Genomic DNA, 19,152 nt, shown 5'->3' with positions numbered 1-19,152 from the left:
TGCGCAGGGTGCCGCGCTCGACGGCCCGGCGGACCTCGGCCGGGGCCAGCTCGGGGAAGGCCGCCCTGACCAGCGCCGCCACTCCGGCGACCAGGGCCGCGGCCGAGCTCGTGCCGTCCCCGACCACGTAGGAGTCCGGTCCGTCGGCGGTGAGGATGCCGCTGCCCGGCGCGACCACCGACAGGTAGTCCTGCCGGTTGGAGAAGGACGTCACCCGCATCCTCTCGTCCACCGCGCCCACCGCGATCACCCCCGGATAGGCGGCGGGGAAGTTCCGCCGGTTCGGGCCCGCGCCGTCGTTGCCGGAGGAGGCCACCAGCACCGCGCCCCTGCCGAGGGCGTACCGCACGGCCTTCTCCTCGGCGGAGGATCCCTTCCACGATCCTCCGCCGCCGCCCAGGGACATGCTGATCACCTGGGCGCCGTGGTCGGCGGCGTAGCGGATGCCCCGGGCCAGCGCGTCCTCTCCCCGTTCGCGACCCCGGCCGCGCCGGGGGTCGTCGTTCTCCAGCGCGACCCGGACGGACAGGACCGTCGCGGCGGGGGCGATCCCCGTGACGCCCGGGGAACGGCCGTCGCCGTGCCCGCGACCGGCGATGACGCTGGCCATGGCGGTGCCGTGGCGCCCCCACAGCGATCTCCTGCGCGCCGTGCCCGTCAGGTCGGGACCTTCGAGTACCGCGCCCGCCAGGTCGGGATGGGCGGGGTCGACCCCCGTGTCCAGCACCGCGACGGTGACCCCCTCGCCGCGGGTGGTCCGCCAGGCCTCCCGCGCGTCCAGCGCGGTCAGCGCCCACTGCGGCTCCCGTCGCTTCCGCGGCTCCGGTGATCCGTCGGCGGAGGCGGCGGGCCAGGCGGACACGGTCAGGACGGCCGCGGTCAGAGCGGCGCCGAGCGCGCGTGCAGAGGACACGGCGACCTCGTCAAAAGGGAGGGGGAGGGGACGTCAGAGGGGATTCTGACACGTGATCACCGGGTCGGTCCGCTGCTTTCAGTAAACGAGGCAATGCGGATGGTTATTACTTTTGGTCACATCAGCATCGTCTATAGAAGGCCGTGCGTTGTTTGCGGCGTATGGGCAGGCGGAAGAGGGGCCCGCTTCGGGGAGGCCGGCCACGGGGTTGCGAGGGGGCCGGCCTCAGGGGGCCGGTTTCACGGGGTCGGCGCGAGTCGCACGTGGGCTCCGGGCGGCAGGCCGAGGCGCTGCGCGGCGTCGCCGGAGTGCACCGCCAGTGCGATCAGCCCGGCCGAGTCGGTGAAGGCGACCAGCTCGCCCGGGGGGACCGCGGCGAACGTCTCACGGAACGGCACCGCGATCTGCCGCCTGCCGAGCCGGACCGCCAGGACGCTCCCCGCCCGGACGCCCAGGGAGCCCAGGTCGCCCGAGCTGATGGAGAGCTGGACGTTCCCGTAGCGGTCCACCGAGAGCACCTCGCCCTCCACGGCGTCCTCCCGGAGCAGGGAGGTCGGGGCGGGGAGGGAGACCAGCCTGTCCGGGGGGATCTCCGGCCCGAGCTCGGCCGGGGTGCGGCCGGTCGCCAGGTGGGCGGCCACGGGGGCGAAGACGTCGCGTCCCTGGAACGTCGGCGAGACCCGCTCCAGGAAGAACTCCGCGCGGTGAGCGCGTGGGCCGCCCGCGCGCCGCCGGCGGCGTGGACCGCCCAGGAGAGCACGCCGTTGTCCGGGCCGAGGAAGACGTGGTCGCCGGCCTCCACCGCCACGGCCCGGCGGGAGCCGCCGACGCCGGGGTCGATGACGGCGACATGTATGCCCGGCGGGAGATAGGGAACCGTCTGTGCCAGGATCGCCGCGCCGCGCCGTACGTCGCCGGAGGGCACGAGGTGGCACACGTCGATGATGCGGATCCCCGGCGCGATCCCGGCGATGACGCCGTGGCACATGGCGACGTAGCCGTCTTCCAGACCGTAGTCGGTGAGGAGGGTGATGACAGAGGTCACATCAGGTGACTGTACGTCTGAGCATCTGCCATGAACAGCCGGAAATTCCCGACTATCCTGGCATCGGGCCGCGTGCGCGTGGTGCGGTCACCGTGCGCCCGACCGAGGAGGACACCAATGGACACTGCACCGATCCCCGGTGACAGTGCTGCTCAGGACGCCGGTCAGAACGCAGGCCAGGACGGCGTCCGCGGCCCGGCCGCGCGGGCCCTCACCGAGAGGGAGCGGGAGCTGCTCGCCTTCGAGCGCCAGTGGTGGCGCTACGCGGGCGCCAAGGAGCAGGCCATCCGCGAGGCGTTCGACCTGTCCGCCACCCGTTACTACCAGCTGCTCAGCGAGCTCATCGACAGACCCGAGGCCCTCGCCCACGACCCGATGCTGGTCAAGCGCCTGCGCCGGCTCCGCGAGAGCCGCAGGCCGCGACCGCGCCGCCCGGCGGCTGGGCTTGCGCCCCTGATCCGGGGGTACGGCACCGGCGGACCCGCCGAGGCGGGGCGCCTCCCGGCGGGGTCCCCGGGAGGTACGGAATCCGACAGGACGGGCACCGAGTCATGATCTTCGACAGGACGGGCGGCGAACCATGATCGAAGCATTGGAGGCGATCGTGGCCGATCCCGCCGGAGCGGTGGTCGGCCTCGACTTCGACGGCACACTCGCGCCGATCGTGCCCGATCCGGAGTCGGCCAGGATCCACCCGGCCGGGCCGGAGGCGCTGGCCAGGCTCGGCTCCCTGGTCGGCTCCCTGGTCGTCATCACGGGCCGTCCGGCGGCCACGGCCGTCGAGTACGGCTCGCTGGCCGGGGTGCCCGGCCTGGTCGTGCTCGGCCATTACGGCCTCGAACGCTGGGAGGGCGGGGAACTGTCCAGCCCGCCGCCCCACCCGGGCCTGATCACGGTCAGGGCCGAGCTGCCCACGCTGATCGCCGGGATCGCCGGGGTCGGGATCGAGGACAAGGGGCGGGCGGTGGCCGTGCACACCCGGCGGACCGCGTCGCCGCAGGCCGCGTTCGACGCGCTGGCCGGGCCGGTCGCGGAGCTCGCCGCGGAGACGGGCCTGGCGGTCGAGCCGGGCAAGTTCGTGCTGGAGCTCCGGCCGCCGGGGACGGACAAGGGAGTGGCGCTGAGCGACTTCCTGCGGGAGCGCTCGGCGCGCTCGGTGCTGTTCGCCGGGGACGACCTCGGCGACCTGGCGGCCTTCGAGGCCGTACGGACCTGCGGGCTGCCCGGCGTGACGGTGTTCAGCGGGTCGGCCGAGCTCAGCGTGGAGGCCGACATCGTGGTGGACGGGCCGGCCGGGGTCGTCGAGCTGCTCGGCTCGATCAGCGACGCGATCGCCGCGCGCCGGCCCTGACCGGGGGCGGTCCCGGCCCGCGCCGGTCTTGGCCGGGGGTGGTCCCGGCCCGCGCCGGTCTTGGCCGGAGGGCCTGGTCGGTCATGGCCGGGGCGTGGCCCGGGGTGGGCACAACCGGTCGGCAAGTCGGCGGCAAGTGGCGGCCGGTAGCTTTCCCGGCATGAGAAAGCGATCTTTCGTCCTCGCCGCGCTGGCCGGCGTCACCGTGCTCGCCGCCCCGGCCACCGCCTCGGCCACCGCTTCGGAGACCTCGGAGACCTCGGAGGCGGCGGCGACCTCGGGAGCCGCAGCGGCGAGCACGGGGGCCGCGGGGACCCGGATCGTCTCCTTCCGGGGGATGAGGCTGCGGGTCCCCTCCGGCTGGCAGACGCACCGCCAGGGCGACTGGATGCTGGTGCAGACGGGGAAATGCGACCGGCCCGCCTACTTCGCCCCCGGCTGCAAGGGCTTCTGGGTGCTCGGCCCGGAGGCGATCAAGTACGGCCGTGAGGGCTTCGGCTCCTACACCGGTGAGCAGCCCTTCTACCCGGCCAGCGACGTGCAGTCCTGTCCCTTCAGCGCCAAGACCGGCCAGGTCATCGGCAAGCCCACCGCGGTCGGCCTGCGCCAGGTCGGGCGCGGGCACAAGGCGAAGTACGTCTCCTGGTTCGGCCGGTGCGTGACGCACCGGGGCGGGCGGCAGACGGCGACCTTCGCCCAGCGCGAGTGGTTCCTGCCCACCTCGAAGATCCTGGTGGTGGACGTGTGGAACACCCCGGGGCTGTCCACGGTGCTGAAGAACGCCGTCTGGAGCTGACCGCGACGGTGAGCTGGGCCGGGTGAGCACGGCTGGGCCGGGTGGGCGAGGCGCGGCCGGGCGTCTCCACCGGACGCCGGTGTCCCGCCGACGGCGTCGCTACCGGTCGCCGGCCAGGATCCCGCCGACGGCCAGGCCGATCAGTACGGGGACCATGAGGAAGGCCCGCTGGGCGCCGAACCCGTCGGCCAGCGCGCCCAGCACGAACGGCCCCGCGCCGATGGCCAGGCCGGAGGAGACGGAGGCCACGGCCGAGGCCCGGTCCAGGCGGCCGCCGGAGGCGGCGAGCATGCGCGAGAGCGCCAGCGGGAAGTGCAGCGAGACGCCGATCCCGGACAGGAGCAGGCCCAGGTAGGACAGGGCGGGGTTCCCGCTCACCCAGAAGATCGTCCAGCCCGCGCCGGTGAGCGCGAGGGCGCCGACGAACAGGGGGGTCGGCGCGATCCGCAGGGCCAGCCAGGCGCCGCCCCACCGGCCGGCGGCCATGCCGGCGGTGAACGCGGTCAGCGCGGTCGCCGCCACCGCCGCGGACAGCCCCGTCTGGTCGGCGACCAGCTTCGCCGCCCACAGGTTGAAGCAGAACTCCATCGCGACGCAGCAGAACAGCACCGCGCCGGCCAGGTGGAACCGTCCGCCGAACCGCTCCCCGGCCGCCGGGCCCGCGCCGCCCCCCGGCTTCGGGCCCGCGCCGTCCTCGGCGGTCCCGGTGCGGCCGTCGGGGACCCGGACGCGGCCCATGGCCAGCACGAGCAGGACGCTCGCGACCGGGGTGGCCAGCAGCGCGGCCCGCCAGCCGAACGCGCTCTGCGCGGCGAGGCTGACCAGGAACGGCACCGCGATGCCGACGGTCACGCACACCGCGTTGGCCTCGCTGATCGCCGCGGGGCCCGCCGGGCCGTGGTGGTCGCTGAGCACGGCCATGCCCGAGTAGAGCATGATCGAGCCCATCCCGCCGGCGACGGCGTACCCGAGGAGGGTGATCGGCAGGACGCCGCCGGACAGCACCAGCAGCACACCGGCGTTCATCCCGGCCAGACCGGTCCAGGCGACGGCCCGGCGGCCGATCGCGCGGGTCAGCGGGGGCAGCGCGAACCCGGTCAGGACGGCGCCGGCCGCCATCGCGGTGCTGTGCAGCCCGGCGACCGTCTGGGTGATCTCCAGGTCGAGGCGGAGCAGCGGCAGGACCGCGCTGAGGCCGTACAGGTAGGTGGCGAAGACGCCCAGCTGGAGGTAGACGAGCCAGGTGGCACGGTCACGGACCAGCCGGACGGACGTGATCGCGGTCACCGATGCTCCCCCAGCGGACGGAAGGCGATATGCCCACCGAAACTACCTCACCTGATCAGGTGACCAGCCGAGGGCCGCCAGTTGCTCGGCGAACCACAGGTGCGGGGGGAGCGCGGCGGCCGCGGCGGCCAGCCGGGTGCCCCGCCGCCTGCGCTCCTCCTCGGGCATCACCAGCCCCCGGTGCAGGGCCTCGGCCGTGGCGGAGACGTCGTAGGGGTTGATCATCAGGGCGTCCGGGCCCAGCTCGACCGCGGCGCCCGCCTCCCGGGACAGGACCAGCGCACCGGCCGGGGAGAGGATGGGGCCCTCCTTGGCCACCAGGTTCATGCCGTCGCGGATGGGGTTGACCAGCAGCACGTCGGCCAGCCGGTAGGCGGCCAGGGAGCGCGGGTAGTCGTCGTTCACGTTGAGGATGAGCGGGTCCCAGTCCTCGGTGGCGTACTCGTCCTCGATCTCCTTGGCGCAGCGCTGCACCGCCGCGGTGTACTCCCGGTACTCGGGCAGGTCGTGCCGGGACGGGTAGGCGAAGGCCAGGTGCACGACGCGGCCGTGCCACTCCGGATGGGCGGCCAGGAACTCGCGGTAGGCGGCCAGCCCCCGGACGATGTTCTTGGACAGCTCGGTCCGGTCGATCCTGACGATCAGCTTCCGGTCGCCGACCTGGTCGCGCAGGGCCGCCATGTGCGACTCGACGTCGGGCTCGCCGGCCCTGGCCCACAGCGCCTCGCCGTCCACGCCCAGCGGGTGCACGCCGATCCGGGTGGTACGGCCGGCGTGGGAGACGGTGTGGCCGGCGCGGTCCACCTCGGCGCCGAGGACCGCCTCGCAGCAGTCCATGAACGCCCCGGCCCAGCGCGTGGTCAGGAAGCCCGCGTGGTCGGCGCCCAGGACGCCCTCCAGCAGTTCGACGGCGACGTCGTCGGGGAGCAGGGCGAAGTACTCGGGAGGGGCCCACGGGGTGTGCGAGAAGTGCGCGATGCGCAGGTCGGGCCGGTCGACCCGGAGCATCGCCGGGGTCAGGCTGAGGTGGTAGTCCTGGACCAGCACCTGCGCGCCGTGAGCGGCCTCCTCGGCCAGCGCCACCGCGAACGCGGCGTTGTAGGACTGGTAGGACTCCCACTCCCGGCGGAAGCGCGCGTCGAAGTGCGGCGTGTTGGCGGTGTCGTAGAGCAGGTGGTGGACGAACCAGAGGGTGGAGTTGGCCACCGCGTTGTAGGCCCGGTGGAACGTGGCCGGCGGGATGTCCAGCATGCGCAGCGCGCCGGTGTCGTAGCCGGCCTGGTCGATGCGGCCGCCGGGCGCCAGTCGTACGGCGCCGCGGTCGCCGTCGGAGAGCGCGGCGCAGACCCAGAGCATGTCCAGCTCCTTGGCCACCTCCGACAGGCCGGACACCAGCCCGCCGCCGCCCCTGCGTATGCACAGGGAGCCGTCCTCCGAAACGGTGAACGAGACGGGACCACGATTGGACGCCACCAGGATCGTGTTCATCTGTTCTTCCTCGTCTAGGACATGCCCCTCGTCTCCTGCCTACTGCGGACGGCGGCCGGTAGGTCCGCCCCGGGGCACCCTTGCCCCAGAGGTTAACCAAACATTGCCACCGCCCATAGGATGTCCACCGACTGTGATCGCTGATGGGGGCTCGGAATGGCGCTGGACGAGACGACCGAGGCACTGGCCCGCGCGGCCGCCCAGGGCGACCACCGCGCGCTGGGCGAGCTGCTCAAGCGGATCGAGCCCGACGTGCTGCGGCACTGCGGGCGGATCCTGCCCTACCGGCAGGACGCCGAGGAGGCGTGCCAGGACACCCTGCTGGCGGTGGCGCGCAACATCGGCCGCTTCGAGGGCCGGTCCCGGTTCACCACCTGGCTGCACATCGTGACGGCGAACTGCGCTCGGACGACCTACCGCTCGCTGAAGCGCCGGGCGGCCGAGCAGAGCTCCGACGAGCTGCCGCTGCAGAAGCCCGACGTGGCCCGGGTGAGCGTGATCGCCGGGTCCCGGCTGGACCTGCTCGACGTGATGGAGTCGCTGGAGGCCTCCAAGCCCGATCTGGCCCAGGCGCTGGTGCTGCGCGACATCTGCCAGCTCGACTACAACGAGGTGGCCGAGCAGCTCGGCATCCCGCTGGGCACCGCCAAGTCCCGCATCCACCAGGCGCGCAAGTACGTCCAGAACGCGCTGGGCGACGCTTACGGCTTCTGACCCCGGCCCGGGCGTCCCGGTCGGGAGCCTTCGGCGCGGGCGCCCCGGCCCGGCGGGCTCGCGGGAGTGTCCGCCGGCTAACACGTTCCGTCTCGGGAAATGAGACGGATGGCCGAAGCGGTGAACGGCCGGGGTAGAGTGCTTGCAACCTGCTCATCAGGTTCGACAACTGAATATTGCTCATCCAGAGGGGTGGAGGGACCGGCCCTGCGAAGCCCCGGCAACCCTCCCGGTTCAAGACTCGTGATCTGACGAGGTCGGCCGGGACAGGTGCCAATTCCGGTCTGTGACCAAGGTGGTCGCAGACGAAGATGAGGGAAAGGCCTCGCTTCATGGCGCTCGCAAGCACTGAAACCACCGGTACCGCTCTCGGTCGCGTCGCGGACCCGACCGGCAAGGACTTCGGTCCGGCCGTCGCGCTCTCCTGTCGCGAATGCGGTGCCCGCTCTCCCCTCGGTCCGGACTTCGCCTGTACCGAGTGTTTCGGCCCCCTGGAGATCGCCTACGAGTTCCCGCGGGTCACCCGCGAGCAGATCGCCGCGGGCCCGGCGAACATCTGGCGCTACCGCGCGCTGCTCCCCGTCCCGGAGGACGTGGCCTCCAAGCCCAACATGGCCCCCGGCTGGACCAAGCTGGTCAAGGCCGACAACCTCGCCCGCGAGCTGGGCCTGCGCTCCCTGCACGTGAAGGACGACTCGGGCAACCCCACGCACTCCTTCAAGGACCGCGTGGTGGCCATCGCGGTCGAGGCGGCCCGCAACTTCGGCTTCCACACCCTGTCCTGCTCCTCCACCGGCAACCTCGCGGGCGCGGTCACCGCGGCCGCGCGCGGGCCGGGCTGGACGCCTGCGTGTTCATCCCCTCCGACCTGGAGCAGGCCAAGATCGTCATGGCCTCGGTGTACGGCGGGCGCCTGGTGGCCATCGACGGCAGCTACGACGACGTGAACCGCTTCTGCTCGGAGCTCATCGGCGACGAGCTGGGCGACCGGTGGGGCTTCGTCAACGTCAACCTCCGCCCGTACTACGCGGAGGGCTCCAAGACGCTGGCCTACGAGATCGCCGAGCAGCTCGGCTGGCGGCTCCCCGATCAGATCATCGTCCCGGTGGCCTCCGGCTCCCAGCTGACGAAGATCGACAAGGGGTTCAAGGAGCTGGTCGCCCTCGGCCTCGTCGAGGACCGGCCGTACAAGATCTTCGCCGCGCAGGCCGAGGGCTGCTCGCCCGTCTCCGCGGCCTACAAGGCCGGCCACGATGTGATCCGCCCGGTCAAGCCGGACACCATCGCCAAGTCGCTGGCGATCGGCAACCCGGCCGACGGTCCGTACGTCCTGGACATCGCCCGGCGCACCGGCGGCGCGGTGGAGGACGTCACGGACGCCGAGATCGTCGACGCGATCAGGCTGCTGGCCCGGACCGAGGGCGTCTTCGCCGAGACCGCGGGCGGCGTCACCGTCGGCGTGCTCCGCAAACTGGTCGCCGAGGGCAGGCTCGACCCCGACGCCGAGACGGTCGTCCTCAACACCGGGGAGGGGCTCAAGACCCTCGACGCGGTGGCCGACCACGCCCGGCCCGCCGCGGTCATCCGGCCGTCCCTTGACGCATTCCGTGCCGCCCTCGCCTGAGAACTCCTGAAAGGTACTGGATTATGAGCGTTTCTGTGCGGATTCCGACGATTCTTCGCACGTACACCAATGGCGCCGCCGAGGTGAGCGGAGAGGGGGCGACCCTGCGGGAGGTTCTGGAGAAGCTCGACGCGGACTTCCCCGGCATCGGCGCCCGGATCCTCGATGAAACGGGCAAGATCCGACGTTTTGTCAACGTTTATGTGGGAGAAGAGGACGTCCGTTTCGCGGACAACCTCGACACCGCCACGCCGTCCGGGGTCCAGGTCTCCGTCATCCCGGCGGTCGCCGGGGGCTGATCCCCTCGGGCCGTCCAGGCCGCTCCGGGCGCCTCTGGCGCCTCCACGACACCCGTACGCCGCTCCGGCCGCGTGCGGGTGTCGTGCTTTGTGGCGCCCGTTCATATCTGAGGCGTGAGGAAATAATGCAATATTGAACCAAGCGGTACAGGGCAAAAGCTTGTTCTCCCACCAAAGGTGCCAGTAAACGGATGATTAGTGGATTGACTCTGTTGCCCTACGGTGTCCCACAGGTATGGTCGAGGACGATCGATGTGGGCGAGGGCTTCGCCGCGGAGATCGAAGGCTTCGCGAGTGGAATGGGCGTGGTCTTCAAGGCCGGTAAGAGGAGTCGGAAGTGGCGCAGGGCACCGTCAAATGGTTCAACGCGGACAAGGGCTACGGCTTCATCGCGGTAGACGGTGGTAAGGATGTTTTCGTCCATTACTCCGCGATCCTGATGGACGGCTATCGTGCGCTCGAGCAAGGCCAGCGGGTCGAGTTCGAGATCACTCAGGGGCAGAAGGGCCCGCAGGCGGAGGCCGTCCGGACCGTCTGAGGCGGTCGGCCGGCGGATTCGCCGGAGACGGCCGGGACTCCCGCGGCAGTGCGGTCCGCGCGGATCCCCCACATGTCGGCCCGGCCCGCCGGATGCTCCGGAGGGCCGGGCCTTCGCGTTCCCGCGCCCGGCCCGTCCGGTGTCGGGTCCGTCCGAGGTGCCGTCCCGCGTGACGGGCGGCCGGAGTGCCGGTGCGAGGGGCCGTCCGCTTGGGCTCCGGTCCCGGGCCGGCGTCTTCGCCCTGGGCGGAGCCCAGCTCAGGGCGGCGTAGCTTGCACTCGACAGGGTAGAGTGCTAAACAGTTCGTTGGCACTCTCTGTTTGAGAGTGCCAACCCTGGATCGAGACGATGGGACCCGCCGAACGGAGTCGCGGGTCCACATGCCGTCGCGGGCGTCGGCTCGATCCGGTGCACGCCACCCTGTGTTTGGGAGGTCTAGCCGTATGGCAGCCAAGATGATCGCGTTTGACGAGGACGCCCGGCGCGGTCTCGAGCGTGGTATGAACCAGCTCGCGGACGCCGTGAAGGTGACCCTCGGCCCCAAGGGCCGTAACGTCGTTCTGGAGAAGAAGTGGGGCGCCCCCACGATCACCAACGACGGTGTCTCCATCGCCAAGGAGATCGAGCTCGAGGACCCGTGGGAGAAGATCGGGGCCGAGCTCGTCAAGGAAGTCGCCAAGAAGACCGACGACGTCGCGGGTGACGGCACCACCACCGCCACCGTGCTCGCCCAGGCGCTGGTCCGCGAGGGCCTGCGCAACGTCGCCGCCGGCGCCAACCCGATGGCCCTGAAGAAGGGCATCGAGGCCGCCGTCGAGCGCGTCTCGGAGGAGCTCTCCAAGCTGGCCAAGGACGTGGAGACGAAGGCGCAGATCGCCTCCACGGCCTCCATCTCCGCGGGCGACCCGCAGATCGGCGAGATGATCGCCGAGGCGATGGACAAGGTCGGCAAGGAAGGCGTCATCACCGTCGAGGAGAGCAACACCTTCGGCCTGGAGCTCGAGCTCACCGAGGGCATGCGCTTCGACAAGGGTTACATCTCGCCCTACTTCGTGACCGACCCGGAGCGTATGGAGGCCGTCCTCGACGACCCGTACATCCTCGTCGTCAACTCCAAGGTCTCCGCCAACAAGGACCTGCTCCCGGTCCTCGACAAGGTCGTGCAGGCCGGCAAGCCGCTGCTGATCATCGCCGAGGACGTCGAGGGCGAGGCCCTGGCCACCCTGGTCGTCAACAAGATCCGCGGCCTGTTCCGCTCGGTCGCCGTCAAGGCCCCGGGCTTCGGTGACCGCCGCAAGGCGATGCTGGGCGACATCGGCGTCCTGACCGGCGCCCAGGTCATCAGCGAGGACCTCGGCCTCAAGCTCGAGTCCACCGCGCTGGAGCAGCTCGGCCGCGCCCGCCAGGTCATCATCACCAAGGACGAGACCACCATCGTCGACGGTGCCGGTGACGCCGAGCAGATCGCCGGCCGGGTCAACCAGATCCGCGCCGAGATCGAGAACACCGACTCCGACTACGACCGCGAGAAGCTCCAGGAGCGCCTCGCCAAGCTGGCCGGCGGCGTCGCCGTCATCAAGGCCGGCGCGGCGACCGAGGTCGAGCTCAAGGAGCGCAAGCACCGCATCGAGGACGCCGTGCGCAACGCCAAGGCGGCCGTCGAGGAGGGCATCGTCCCCGGCGGTGGCGTGGCGCTGCTGCAGGCCGGCGCCAAGGCGTTCGACAAGCTCGAGCTGCTCGGTGACGAGGCCACCGGCGCCGCGATCGTCCGCAAGGCGCTCGAGGAGCCGCTGAAGCAGATCGCCGTCAACGCCGGCCTCGAGGGCGGCGTCGTGGTGGAGAAGGTGCGCAACCTCACCCCGGGTGAGGGCCTGAACGCCGCCACCGGCGACTACGTCAACATGTTCGAGTCGGGCATCATCGACCCGGCCAAGGTGACCCGTTCCGCGCTGCAGAACGCGGCGTCCATCGCGGCGCTGTTCCTCACCACCGAGGCCGTCATCGCTGAGAAGCCCGAGAAGAACCCCGCTCCGGCCGGCGGCATGCCGGGCGGCGGCGACATGGACTTCTAGTCCGGCGCCTGCTCGAAGAAGAGGCCGGTCCCGCACGGGACCGGCCCTTTCCTTTTCCCGCCCCTTCCCGCACGTCCCGGCTTGCGTTCCGCACGGCTCGGTCTGAGTCCCGTGCGCCCGGCTCGCGTCCCGCGATCCGCCAGGGGCGGACCGGGCCCGCGCCGGGGGCGGACCGGGGCAGGGCAGGGGACGGGCCGGAGACCCGGGCGAGGTCACGTCAGAGGCTTGACCCAGCGAGCCCACTGCGGCTGGGGTGCGTAGCCGGCGGCGCTCCAGGCGTGGTGGGCGAGCTCGTTGTCGTGCAGGACCATCGCGTCGGCCCGGAAGGCACCGAACGCCGCGAAGCGCTCCTCGGCCGCCCGGATCAGCGCGCTCCCGACGCCCTGCCGCCGCCGGGCGGGAGCCACCGCCAGCCGGTAGAGATGGGCCCGCCAGCCGTCCCACCCCGCGATCAGCGTGCCGGCCGTCTCCCCGTCCACCTCGGCGATGAGCACGGCCTCGGGGTCGCGCTCGATGAGCGCCGTGACCTTGGCCGGGTCGTCGTGCCGGTCCGTCCCCTCCGCGGCCACGCGCCAGAAGGCCAGCAGCGCCTCCACGTCCTCGATCCGCCCGTACCGGATGGTCACGTCCATGGCCGGGAAGTTACCAGCCCCGGTGAGGTCGCCGGTCAGCCGGTCAGCTGGGGCGGCAGATCCCTGGCGTGCAGCACCGTCAGGGACGTGACCGCGCGGGTCAGCACCACGTACAGCCTGGCCAGGCCCCGGGGTTCGGCCTCCACGATGTCGGCCGGCTCGACCACGATGACGTGGTCGTACTCCAGGCCCTTGGCCAGGCCGGCGGGCACGACCAGGAGGCGGTGCTCCTCGACGGAGTCGGGAGCCAGCACACGGTGGTCGAACCGGGACAGCGCCTCGGAGGCGGCGGAGACCCAGGCGTCGGCGACGATGACGCCGATCGATCCCTCCCGGGCGAGCGCCTGCGCGGCGGCCTCCGCCAGGGACGCGGCCGGGTCGGGCGCGGGCCGTACGGACAGGGAGCCCGCTCCGGGACGGAGCGAGCGGGGCGCGGCCAGGCCGGGGGCGACGGAGGGCAGCAGGCGGGCGGCGTAGTCCAGGACCTCGCGGGGGACGCGGAAGCCGAGGGTCAGCTCGGTCACCGCTCCTCCGCCGCCCGCGCCGTCCTCTCCGTCGTCCGGCGGGAAGCCGAGGTGGTCCAGGACCTCGGTCCAGGAGCGCGCCGACCACGGAGTGGTGCCCTGGGCGAGGTCGCCCAGGACGGTGGCCGACCCCGTACGGCACCGCCGCCCCAGGGCGCGCAGCTGCATCGCCGACAGGTCCTGGGCCTCGTCCACGACCAGGTGGCCGAGGGACGGGGTGCGCTCCATCAGGTCGCCGAGCTCGTCCAGCAGCGCGCTGTCGGCCGCCGACCACTTCGCCGAGCGGAACGACTTGGGCGGCCTGGCCCACAGCAGCGCGGCCTGCTCGTCCGGGGTGAGGTCGGCCTTGGCCGAGGCGGCCAGGAACGCGGGGTCGCTCAGCAGCCGGTGCAGGACCTGCTGGGGGGTGAGTTTGGGCCAGACCTGCTCCACCAGCTGCTTGACCGGCTTGGAGCGGGCGACGGCGTCCTGCACCCGGTCGTCGGGGGACTCGCCGCGCTGCTCCATCCGGACCAGCACCAGGTGGGCCAGGCGCTGGGCGAGGGTCGCGCGGCCGGGGTTGTAGCGGGTGGTGCCGCGCAGGGCGGCGACGATCTCACGGACCTCGTGGTCGGCCACCCGGTAGCGGTTGATCCCCCGGGTGTACAGCAGGCCCTCGGCCGGCTTGACGATGTGCGCCCACAGCGCCCGCCGCAGCACCGGCACCATCCGGGCGTCGCCCTTGACCGCGGCCACCGCGGGGTCCTCCGGGGCGGCGTGGTCGCCCAGCATCCCGGCGACCGTGGTCTGGTCGACCTTGACCTCGCCCAGGGCGGGGAGCACCGAGGAGATGTAGGACAGGAAGGCCCGGTTGGGTCCGACGATCATCACGCCGGACCGGGCGAGCTTCTCCCGGTGGGTGAAGAGCAGGTAGGCGGCGCGGTGCAGGCCGACGGCGGTCTTCCCGGTGCCGGGGGCGCCCTGGACGCACACGGTCCGGGTCAGCTCGGAGCGGACGATCTCGTCCTGGTCGGGCTGGATGGTCGCGACGATGTCGCGCATCGGGCCGGAGCGGGGCCGCTCGATCTCCTCGGTGAGGATCTTCGACTGCCGGAGCACTTCCCCCTGGTCGAGCCGCTCGTCCTCGAAGGCGGTGAGCTCTCCGCCGTGGTAGCCGAACCGGCGGCGGCGGGAGACGCCCATCGGGTCGGACGGGCTGGCCTGGTAGAACGCCCGGGAGATCGGGGCCCGCCAGTCGACGACCAGGGGGCGGCTGCGGTCGTCGTGGACGTGCCTGCGCCCGACGTGGACGGTGCCCGGCAGGTCGTCGTCGGCGGAGCGGTCGAGGCGGCCGAAGAAGAGCGGGGTGCCGGAGTGGTCGGCGAGCGCGGCCACCCGCTGGTCCAGCAGCGCCTGCAGGATCTGCTGGGAGACCCAGTCTCCGGCGGCGTCCGAGGACAGGGACTGCGCGTGCTCGCGCATCGCGCGCAGGGCGGCCCGGGAGACGGCCAGGTGCTCGCGCTCGGCGGCGAGGATCCGGGCCGCGGCCGCCTCGTCGGCCGCCTCGTCGGCCGCCTCGTCGGTCGTGTCGCCGGACGCCTCGTCGGCAGGGCCGGGGGCGGGGCGGGCGCCGGAAGGGTCGGCGGAGGAAGGGCCGGGGGAGGGTGGATCGTCCGGGGAAGGGCCGGTCTCGGTGCCGGAGAGCAGTCGTTCGGCAGGCATGCGGAAAGCGCCTCGCATTCGGTAAACGGAGGTGGTGGTCATCAGGCAGCGAATCGACTAGCTTACCGAGGGGCCGGACGGCGCTCAAAAGGATTGTTTCCGCGCCCGGGGGACCGGACGGCACGCCGTGACGTGCGGGCGCGGGCTCCTCGTCCGCCGACCGGAGGCCCGGTGCGGTGCGGTGCGGGAATCCCATCGCCCGCGCCGATGCCACCACGGCCGAACGGGATTCGTGAAAAGGCGCACGCTTCACCGGAGAAAAGCGCAGTAGGTGACTATTCAGTGACCGTCTGTCATTTCTCCGCGACGCGCCAAAAAGGTAGGCAAATCTGGTGAAGCGTGCAGAATACGGGGTATGCCGCCACTGTTTGTCGCGGTCCAAGGAGGGGGTGGTTCCTTTGTCGAAGACCCGCGGGCTTTCGTGGATCTGACAGAGGCCATGCGGTGCTCGCCGGCGCGATCTCAGTCGCCGGCGAGCACGTCGTCCGCGTCGATGATCTGGTAGGCGTACCCCTGCTCGGCCAGGAACCGCTGCCGGTGCGCGGCGAACTCCTGGTCGACGGTGTCCCGGCTGACCACCGAGTAGAACCTGGCCCCGCCCCCGCCCGACTTGGGCCGCAGCACCCGGCCGAGCCGCTGGGCCTCCTCCTGGCGCGAGCCGAACGTCCCCGACACCTGGACGGCCACCGACGCCTCCGGCAGGTCGATGGAGAAGTTGGCGACCTTGGACACCACCAGGACCCGGATCTCCCGGTCGCGGAAGGCCTGGAAGAGCCGCTCCCGCTCCTTGACCTTGGTGTCCCCCTTGATCACCGGAGCGCCCAGGTGCTCGCCGAGCTCGTCGAGCTGATCGATGTACTGCCCGATGACCAGCACCTGCTCGTCCGGGTGCCGGTTCACCAGCGCCTCGGTCACACGGGTCTTGGACGGCGTGGTGGCGCAGAACCGGTAGCGCTCCTCGGCGTCGGCCATCGCGTAGGCGAGCCGCTCGTCGTCGGTGAGCGTCACCCGGACCTCGACGCAGTCCGCCGGGGCGATCCAGCCCTGGTTCTCCATGTCCTTCCACGGCGCGTCGTAGCGCTTGGGGCCGATCAGGGAGAACACGTCGCCCTCCCTGCCGTCCTCGCGCACCAGCGTCGCGGTCAGCCCGACCCGCCGCCTGGCCTGCAGGTCGGCGGTCATCCGGAAGATCGGCGCGGGCAGCAGGTGCACCTCGTCGTAGATGACCAGCCCCCAGTCGCGGGCGTCGAACAGCTCCAGGTGCCGGTAGACGCCCTGCCGCCGCGTCGTCATCACCTGGTAGGTGGCGATGGTGACCGGGCGGATCTCCTTCTTGGTCCCGGTGTACTCGCCGATCTCGTCCTCGGTCAGCGACGTCCGCTTGATCAGCTCCTGCTTCCACTGGTGAGCCGAGACCGTGTTCGTCACCAGGATCAGCGTGGTGGCACTGGCGTGCGCCATCGCCGCCGCGCCCACGATCGTCTTGCCCGCGCCGCAGGGCAGCACGACCACGCCCGAGCCGCCGTGCCAGAACGCCTCGGCCGCCTCCTGCTGGTACGGGCGCAGCTCCCAGCCGTCCTCGGTGAGCGTGATCGGGTGGTGCTCGCCGTCGACGTAGCCGGCGAGGTCCTCGGCCGGCCAGCCCAGCTTGAGCAGGAGCTGCTTGATGTTGCCGCGCTCGCTCGGGTGGACCGCCACGGCGTCGCCGCCGTCGCCGTCCAGCCGCTCGCCCAGCAGCGGCTGGATCTTCTTGGAGCGCAGCACCTCCTCCAGCACGGCCCGGTCGGTGCTGGTCAGGATGAGCCGTGCACGGGGTGCTTCTCCAGCCGGAGCCGGCCGTAGCGCGCCATGGTCTCGGCGATGTCCACCAGCAGCGCGTGCGGCACCGGGTAGCGGCTGTGGGTGATCAGCGCGTCGATCACCTGCTCGGCGTCGTGCCCCGCGGCCCGCGCGTTCCACAGCGCCAGCGGGGTCACCCGGTAGGTGTGCACGTGCTCGGGTGCGCGCTCCAGCTCGGCGAACGGCGCGATCGCCTTCCGGCACGCGTCGGCCTGTTCATGGTCGACTTCCAGTAGAAGCGTCTTGTCGGACTGGACGATCAGCGGGCCGTCGGCCACAGACTTCTCCCTCGTGTACGGCTACCGCCTATCCAACGCCGGATGACGCCTCCGCAGTCCCGAAACGGGCGGACTCCGGTCGGGTCAGGCGCCGGCGGCCGTGGCGAACACGGCGACCAGACCCAGCAGGAGCAGCCCGAAGTTGGCGCCGATGCCGATCCAGGTCCAGCCGAGCAGCTTCCTGGCGTAGGCGGTGTCGGTCTCGATCCTGTTGAGCGCGATCCCCGACAGGATCGTCCCGATGATGCCGCCGAGGCTGACGAAACAGCTCATCGCCAGCGTGATGCTGACGACCAGCGCGATGATCGCGTGCGTTCTGACGCCCTCGACGTCGTGGCGCGGCCGGGGGCCGTACGGGCCGCCGTGCCCCGGAGCCCCGTAGCCCTGGGATCCGTAGCCGGGGTCGTACGCCGTAGTCCCGTAGCCCTGGGATCCGTAGCCGGGATCGTACGGGCCGCCGTGCCCCGGGGCTCCGTGGCCGGGATCGTACGCCGAGGCTCCGTGACCCGGGTCGTAGCCGGGGGACCCGTACGCCTGGGAGCCGTGGCCCTGCCCGTGACCGGCCTGACCGTAGGGGTCGTGGAGCGTGCCGTGATCCTGCCGGTCGTGGCCGTGAGGCTGCCCGCCGTACCCCGGGGTGTGGCCGGGGCCCGTGCTGTAGGGGCTCTTCCAGTCGCCCGGGTTGGGGCTGGGGCCTTCGGGGGTGCCACTGCTCACGGGGGAACTCGCCTCACCTCTAAGAACGGTCTGAGTCAACAGATATCACGATTGGGACGGAACGGGCGTAAGGATGCCGGGACGGACACCTCCCCCGCCGGGCCGCCGTGGGCCGGGGCCGCATCCGGAACCCGGAGGCGGTCCGGGGTCGCACCCGGCCCCGGACCCGGAACCCGGAGGCGGCCCCGGCCTACGGCTGGATGTCGGCCACCCCGGTGATGCGGTGCAGGGCGAAGCGGTGGACGGCCGCCCGCGTCTCGTCGTAGGCGGTGAGGTAGCCGCCCTCCATGCGGGCGGGTTCGAGGATGCGGCTGGTGGCGTTGCCCTGCGAGTCGAGGTAGCCGATCCAGACCTGCGACCCCTGCCGGATGGCCTCGCGCAGGGCGCCGATCGTGGCGGTCGCGGGGGATCGGGGCACCTGCCCGTCGGGGGCGGCCGCGGGCTTGCGGCGGGCCCGGTGGGCGGCGTCCCCGGCCCGCACCGCGCGGACGGCGGCCGTGATCACCTCGGCTCCGGGCCGGCGGCCGCGGCCGGGACGCGGAACTGCGGCGGGCCCTCGGTCCTGCGCACGTCCAGCCGGGTGATGATCACGTCACCCTCCAGGGACTCGGCCACCGGGGCGTAGCCCATCGCGCGCAGCGAGTCGACCAGGGTCGCCCGTGCGGTCTTGGACGCGATCACGGTGGGCGCCAGGCGGCGCAGCCGCAGCGGGGCGGCGCGCCGGTCGGCCATCACCTCGTCGAGCGCGGAGGGGTCGTCGCAGCGCACGTAGGAGCTGGCCGTACCGACCCGCATGCGGCCGTGGCGGCGGGCCACGTCGGTGACCAGGTAGGCGAGCGGCTGCGGGACCGGCGTGGTCGAGTGCCGCTCCAGCATGGCCAGCATCTCGTCGGCGCCCTGCCCGGCGTCCAGCGCCCGCCGGATCGAGTGCTCGCCGAACCGGTAGACCGTCGCGCCGCCGGTGGACTCCACGTCGGCGGCGAGCGCCAGCCAGCGGCTCAGCTCGCCGGTGAGCGGACCCGGCGCCACCGCGGTCAGGTCGGCCTGGAGCAGCACGTGGTCGAGCGGCACGGGCAGCAGCGGGGCCAGCAGCCCGGCGGCCGTTCCTGCGCCGGCACCCGTCCCCGTTCCCGTTCCCGTGCCGGATTCCGTACGGCCCGCGGCGTCGCCGACCTGCGCGGGCAGCAGGGCGCGGCCGTGGCGGGCGAGGGCGCCGAGACCGGTGACCCCGACCTGCTCGGCCTCGCGCAGGGTGAACTCCACCAACCGGTCGCGGTGGGGGCCGCGGCGGCGCGGCTGGCTCCCAGGCCAGGCGCTCCCGGACCGAGTCGAGG

Annotated in this window: 15 protein-coding genes, 5 pseudogenes and 1 riboswitch; of the genes and pseudogenes, 8 read left to right on the top strand and 12 right to left on the bottom strand. The window is 72.3% G+C overall.

What is annotated here, in order from left to right; translation table 11 throughout:
* From ACWJ6R_RS10980 to ACWJ6R_RS10965, 4 genes and pseudogenes are all read right to left on the bottom strand, one after another.
* On the bottom strand, positions 1-913 hold a 913-nt coding region (locus ACWJ6R_RS10980), incomplete at its 3' end, for a S8 family serine peptidase (protein WP_449062113.1).
* Between the two features lie 239 nt (positions 914-1,152).
* Entirely contained in the window at positions 1,153-1,554 is a 402-nt protein-coding gene (locus ACWJ6R_RS10975) for an SAM hydrolase/SAM-dependent halogenase family protein (protein ID WP_449062114.1), read from the bottom strand.
* Positions 1,555-1,602, bottom strand: a pseudogene (locus ACWJ6R_RS10970) (hypothetical protein); the annotation flags it as partial.
* Between the two features lie 65 nt (positions 1,603-1,667).
* Positions 1,668-1,901 (bottom strand): annotated as a pseudogene (locus tag ACWJ6R_RS10965) (SAM-dependent chlorinase/fluorinase); the annotation flags it as partial.
* 174 nt (positions 1,902-2,075) lie between these two features.
* Between ACWJ6R_RS10965 and ACWJ6R_RS10960 the strand changes: the two are divergent.
* The 3 genes and pseudogenes from ACWJ6R_RS10960 (at position 2,076) to ACWJ6R_RS10950 (ending at position 4,105) form a co-directional block, all read left to right on the top strand.
* Positions 2,076-2,415 (top strand): annotated as a pseudogene (locus tag ACWJ6R_RS10960) (DUF3263 domain-containing protein).
* Between the two features lie 123 nt (positions 2,416-2,538).
* On the top strand, positions 2,539-3,309 hold the full coding sequence (otsB, locus tag ACWJ6R_RS10955) for a trehalose-phosphatase (protein WP_449062112.1): 771 nt from the start codon (positions 2,539-2,541) through the stop codon (positions 3,307-3,309).
* Positions 3,310-3,469: 160 nt separating this feature from the next.
* Complete coding sequence (locus ACWJ6R_RS10950; protein WP_449062111.1) at positions 3,470-4,105, top strand: hypothetical protein; 636 nt, start codon at positions 3,470-3,472, stop codon at positions 4,103-4,105.
* A 99-nt stretch (positions 4,106-4,204) separates the two neighbouring features.
* Here the strand turns inward: ACWJ6R_RS10950 and ACWJ6R_RS10945 are convergent, their stop codons facing one another.
* Positions 4,205-5,392 carry an MFS transporter gene (locus ACWJ6R_RS10945; RefSeq protein ID WP_449062110.1) on the bottom strand — a complete coding sequence of 396 codons (1,188 nt, stop codon included), beginning with the start codon at positions 5,390-5,392 and terminating at the stop codon, positions 4,205-4,207.
* A 42-nt stretch (positions 5,393-5,434) separates the two neighbouring features.
* Positions 5,435-6,880: an alpha,alpha-trehalose-phosphate synthase (UDP-forming) gene (locus ACWJ6R_RS10940; RefSeq protein ID WP_449062109.1), complete on the bottom strand. Its 1,446-nt coding sequence runs from the start codon at positions 6,878-6,880 to the stop codon at positions 5,435-5,437.
* Between the two features lie 156 nt (positions 6,881-7,036).
* On the opposite strand from ACWJ6R_RS10940, the gene ACWJ6R_RS10935 reads away from it, so the two are divergent.
* The 5 genes and pseudogenes from ACWJ6R_RS10935 (at position 7,037) to groL (ending at position 12,127) form a co-directional block, all read left to right on the top strand.
* On the top strand, positions 7,037-7,594 hold the full coding sequence (locus ACWJ6R_RS10935; protein ID WP_449062108.1) for an RNA polymerase sigma factor: 558 nt from the start codon (positions 7,037-7,039) through the stop codon (positions 7,592-7,594).
* A 177-nt stretch (positions 7,595-7,771) separates the two neighbouring features.
* A riboswitch (SAM riboswitch) is annotated at positions 7,772-7,912 on the top strand.
* Between the two features lie 14 nt (positions 7,913-7,926).
* Positions 7,927-9,218 (top strand): annotated as a pseudogene (gene thrC, locus ACWJ6R_RS10930) (threonine synthase).
* Positions 9,219-9,241: 23 nt separating this feature from the next.
* On the top strand, positions 9,242-9,517 hold the full coding sequence (locus ACWJ6R_RS10925) for a MoaD/ThiS family protein (RefSeq protein WP_449062107.1): 276 nt from the start codon (positions 9,242-9,244) through the stop codon (positions 9,515-9,517).
* 337 nt (positions 9,518-9,854) lie between these two features.
* On the top strand, positions 9,855-10,055 hold the full coding sequence (locus tag ACWJ6R_RS10920) for a cold-shock protein (RefSeq protein ID WP_068902046.1): 201 nt from the start codon (positions 9,855-9,857) through the stop codon (positions 10,053-10,055).
* 443 nt (positions 10,056-10,498) lie between these two features.
* Entirely contained in the window at positions 10,499-12,127 is a 1,629-nt protein-coding gene (gene groL, locus ACWJ6R_RS10915; RefSeq protein WP_068902048.1) for a chaperonin GroEL, read from the top strand.
* 212 nt (positions 12,128-12,339) lie between these two features.
* On the opposite strand, the gene ACWJ6R_RS10910 is transcribed toward groL, so the two are convergent.
* The 6 genes and pseudogenes from ACWJ6R_RS10910 to ACWJ6R_RS10885 all read right to left on the bottom strand — a co-directional run.
* Positions 12,340-12,759, bottom strand: a complete 420-nt coding sequence (locus ACWJ6R_RS10910; RefSeq protein WP_449062106.1) for a GNAT family N-acetyltransferase — start codon at positions 12,757-12,759, stop codon at positions 12,340-12,342.
* A gap of 35 nt (positions 12,760-12,794) precedes the next feature.
* Positions 12,795-14,984 carry a HelD family protein gene (locus tag ACWJ6R_RS10905; protein WP_449062105.1) on the bottom strand — a complete coding sequence of 730 codons (2,190 nt, stop codon included), beginning with the start codon at positions 14,982-14,984 and terminating at the stop codon, positions 12,795-12,797.
* Between the two features lie 462 nt (positions 14,985-15,446).
* Positions 15,447-17,101, bottom strand: a pseudogene (locus ACWJ6R_RS10900) (DNA repair helicase XPB).
* A gap of 84 nt (positions 17,102-17,185) precedes the next feature.
* Entirely contained in the window at positions 17,186-17,818 is a 633-nt protein-coding gene (locus tag ACWJ6R_RS10895) for a hypothetical protein (RefSeq protein ID WP_449062104.1), read from the bottom strand.
* A 190-nt stretch (positions 17,819-18,008) separates the two neighbouring features.
* A complete protein-coding gene (locus tag ACWJ6R_RS10890; RefSeq protein WP_449062103.1) occupies positions 18,009-18,323 on the bottom strand; it encodes a WYL domain-containing protein in 315 nt (104 codons plus the stop codon).
* A partial coding sequence (locus tag ACWJ6R_RS10885; RefSeq protein WP_449062102.1) for a helicase-associated domain-containing protein occupies positions 18,320-19,152 on the bottom strand: 833 nt, incomplete at its 5' end. The genes ACWJ6R_RS10890 and ACWJ6R_RS10885, both read right to left, overlap by 4 nt.

It is taken from the genome of Planomonospora algeriensis (genome assembly GCF_977012225.1).
Note: the sequence above shows the minus strand (reverse complement) of the source record. Positions and strands in the feature narration are given on the sequence as shown.

Excerpts from the sequence above, each read along its gene's own strand:
- otsB (WP_449062112.1), top strand. The coding sequence starts at position 2,539 with ATGATCGAAGCATTGGAGGCGATCGTGGCCGATCCCGCCGGAGCGGTG.
- ACWJ6R_RS10950 (WP_449062111.1), top strand. The coding sequence starts at position 3,470 with ATGAGAAAGCGATCTTTCGTCCTCGCCGCGCTGGCCGGCGTCACCGTG.
- ACWJ6R_RS10940 (WP_449062109.1), bottom strand. The coding sequence starts at position 6,880 with ATGAACACGATCCTGGTGGCGTCCAATCGTGGTCCCGTCTCGTTCACC.
- ACWJ6R_RS10935 (WP_449062108.1), top strand. The coding sequence starts at position 7,037 with ATGGCGCTGGACGAGACGACCGAGGCACTGGCCCGCGCGGCCGCCCAG.
- ACWJ6R_RS10925 (WP_449062107.1), top strand. The coding sequence starts at position 9,242 with ATGAGCGTTTCTGTGCGGATTCCGACGATTCTTCGCACGTACACCAAT.
- groL (WP_068902048.1), top strand. The coding sequence starts at position 10,499 with ATGGCAGCCAAGATGATCGCGTTTGACGAGGACGCCCGGCGCGGTCTC.
- ACWJ6R_RS10910 (WP_449062106.1), bottom strand. The coding sequence starts at position 12,759 with ATGGACGTGACCATCCGGTACGGGCGGATCGAGGACGTGGAGGCGCTG.
- ACWJ6R_RS10905 (WP_449062105.1), bottom strand. The coding sequence starts at position 14,984 with ATGCCTGCCGAACGACTGCTCTCCGGCACCGAGACCGGCCCTTCCCCG.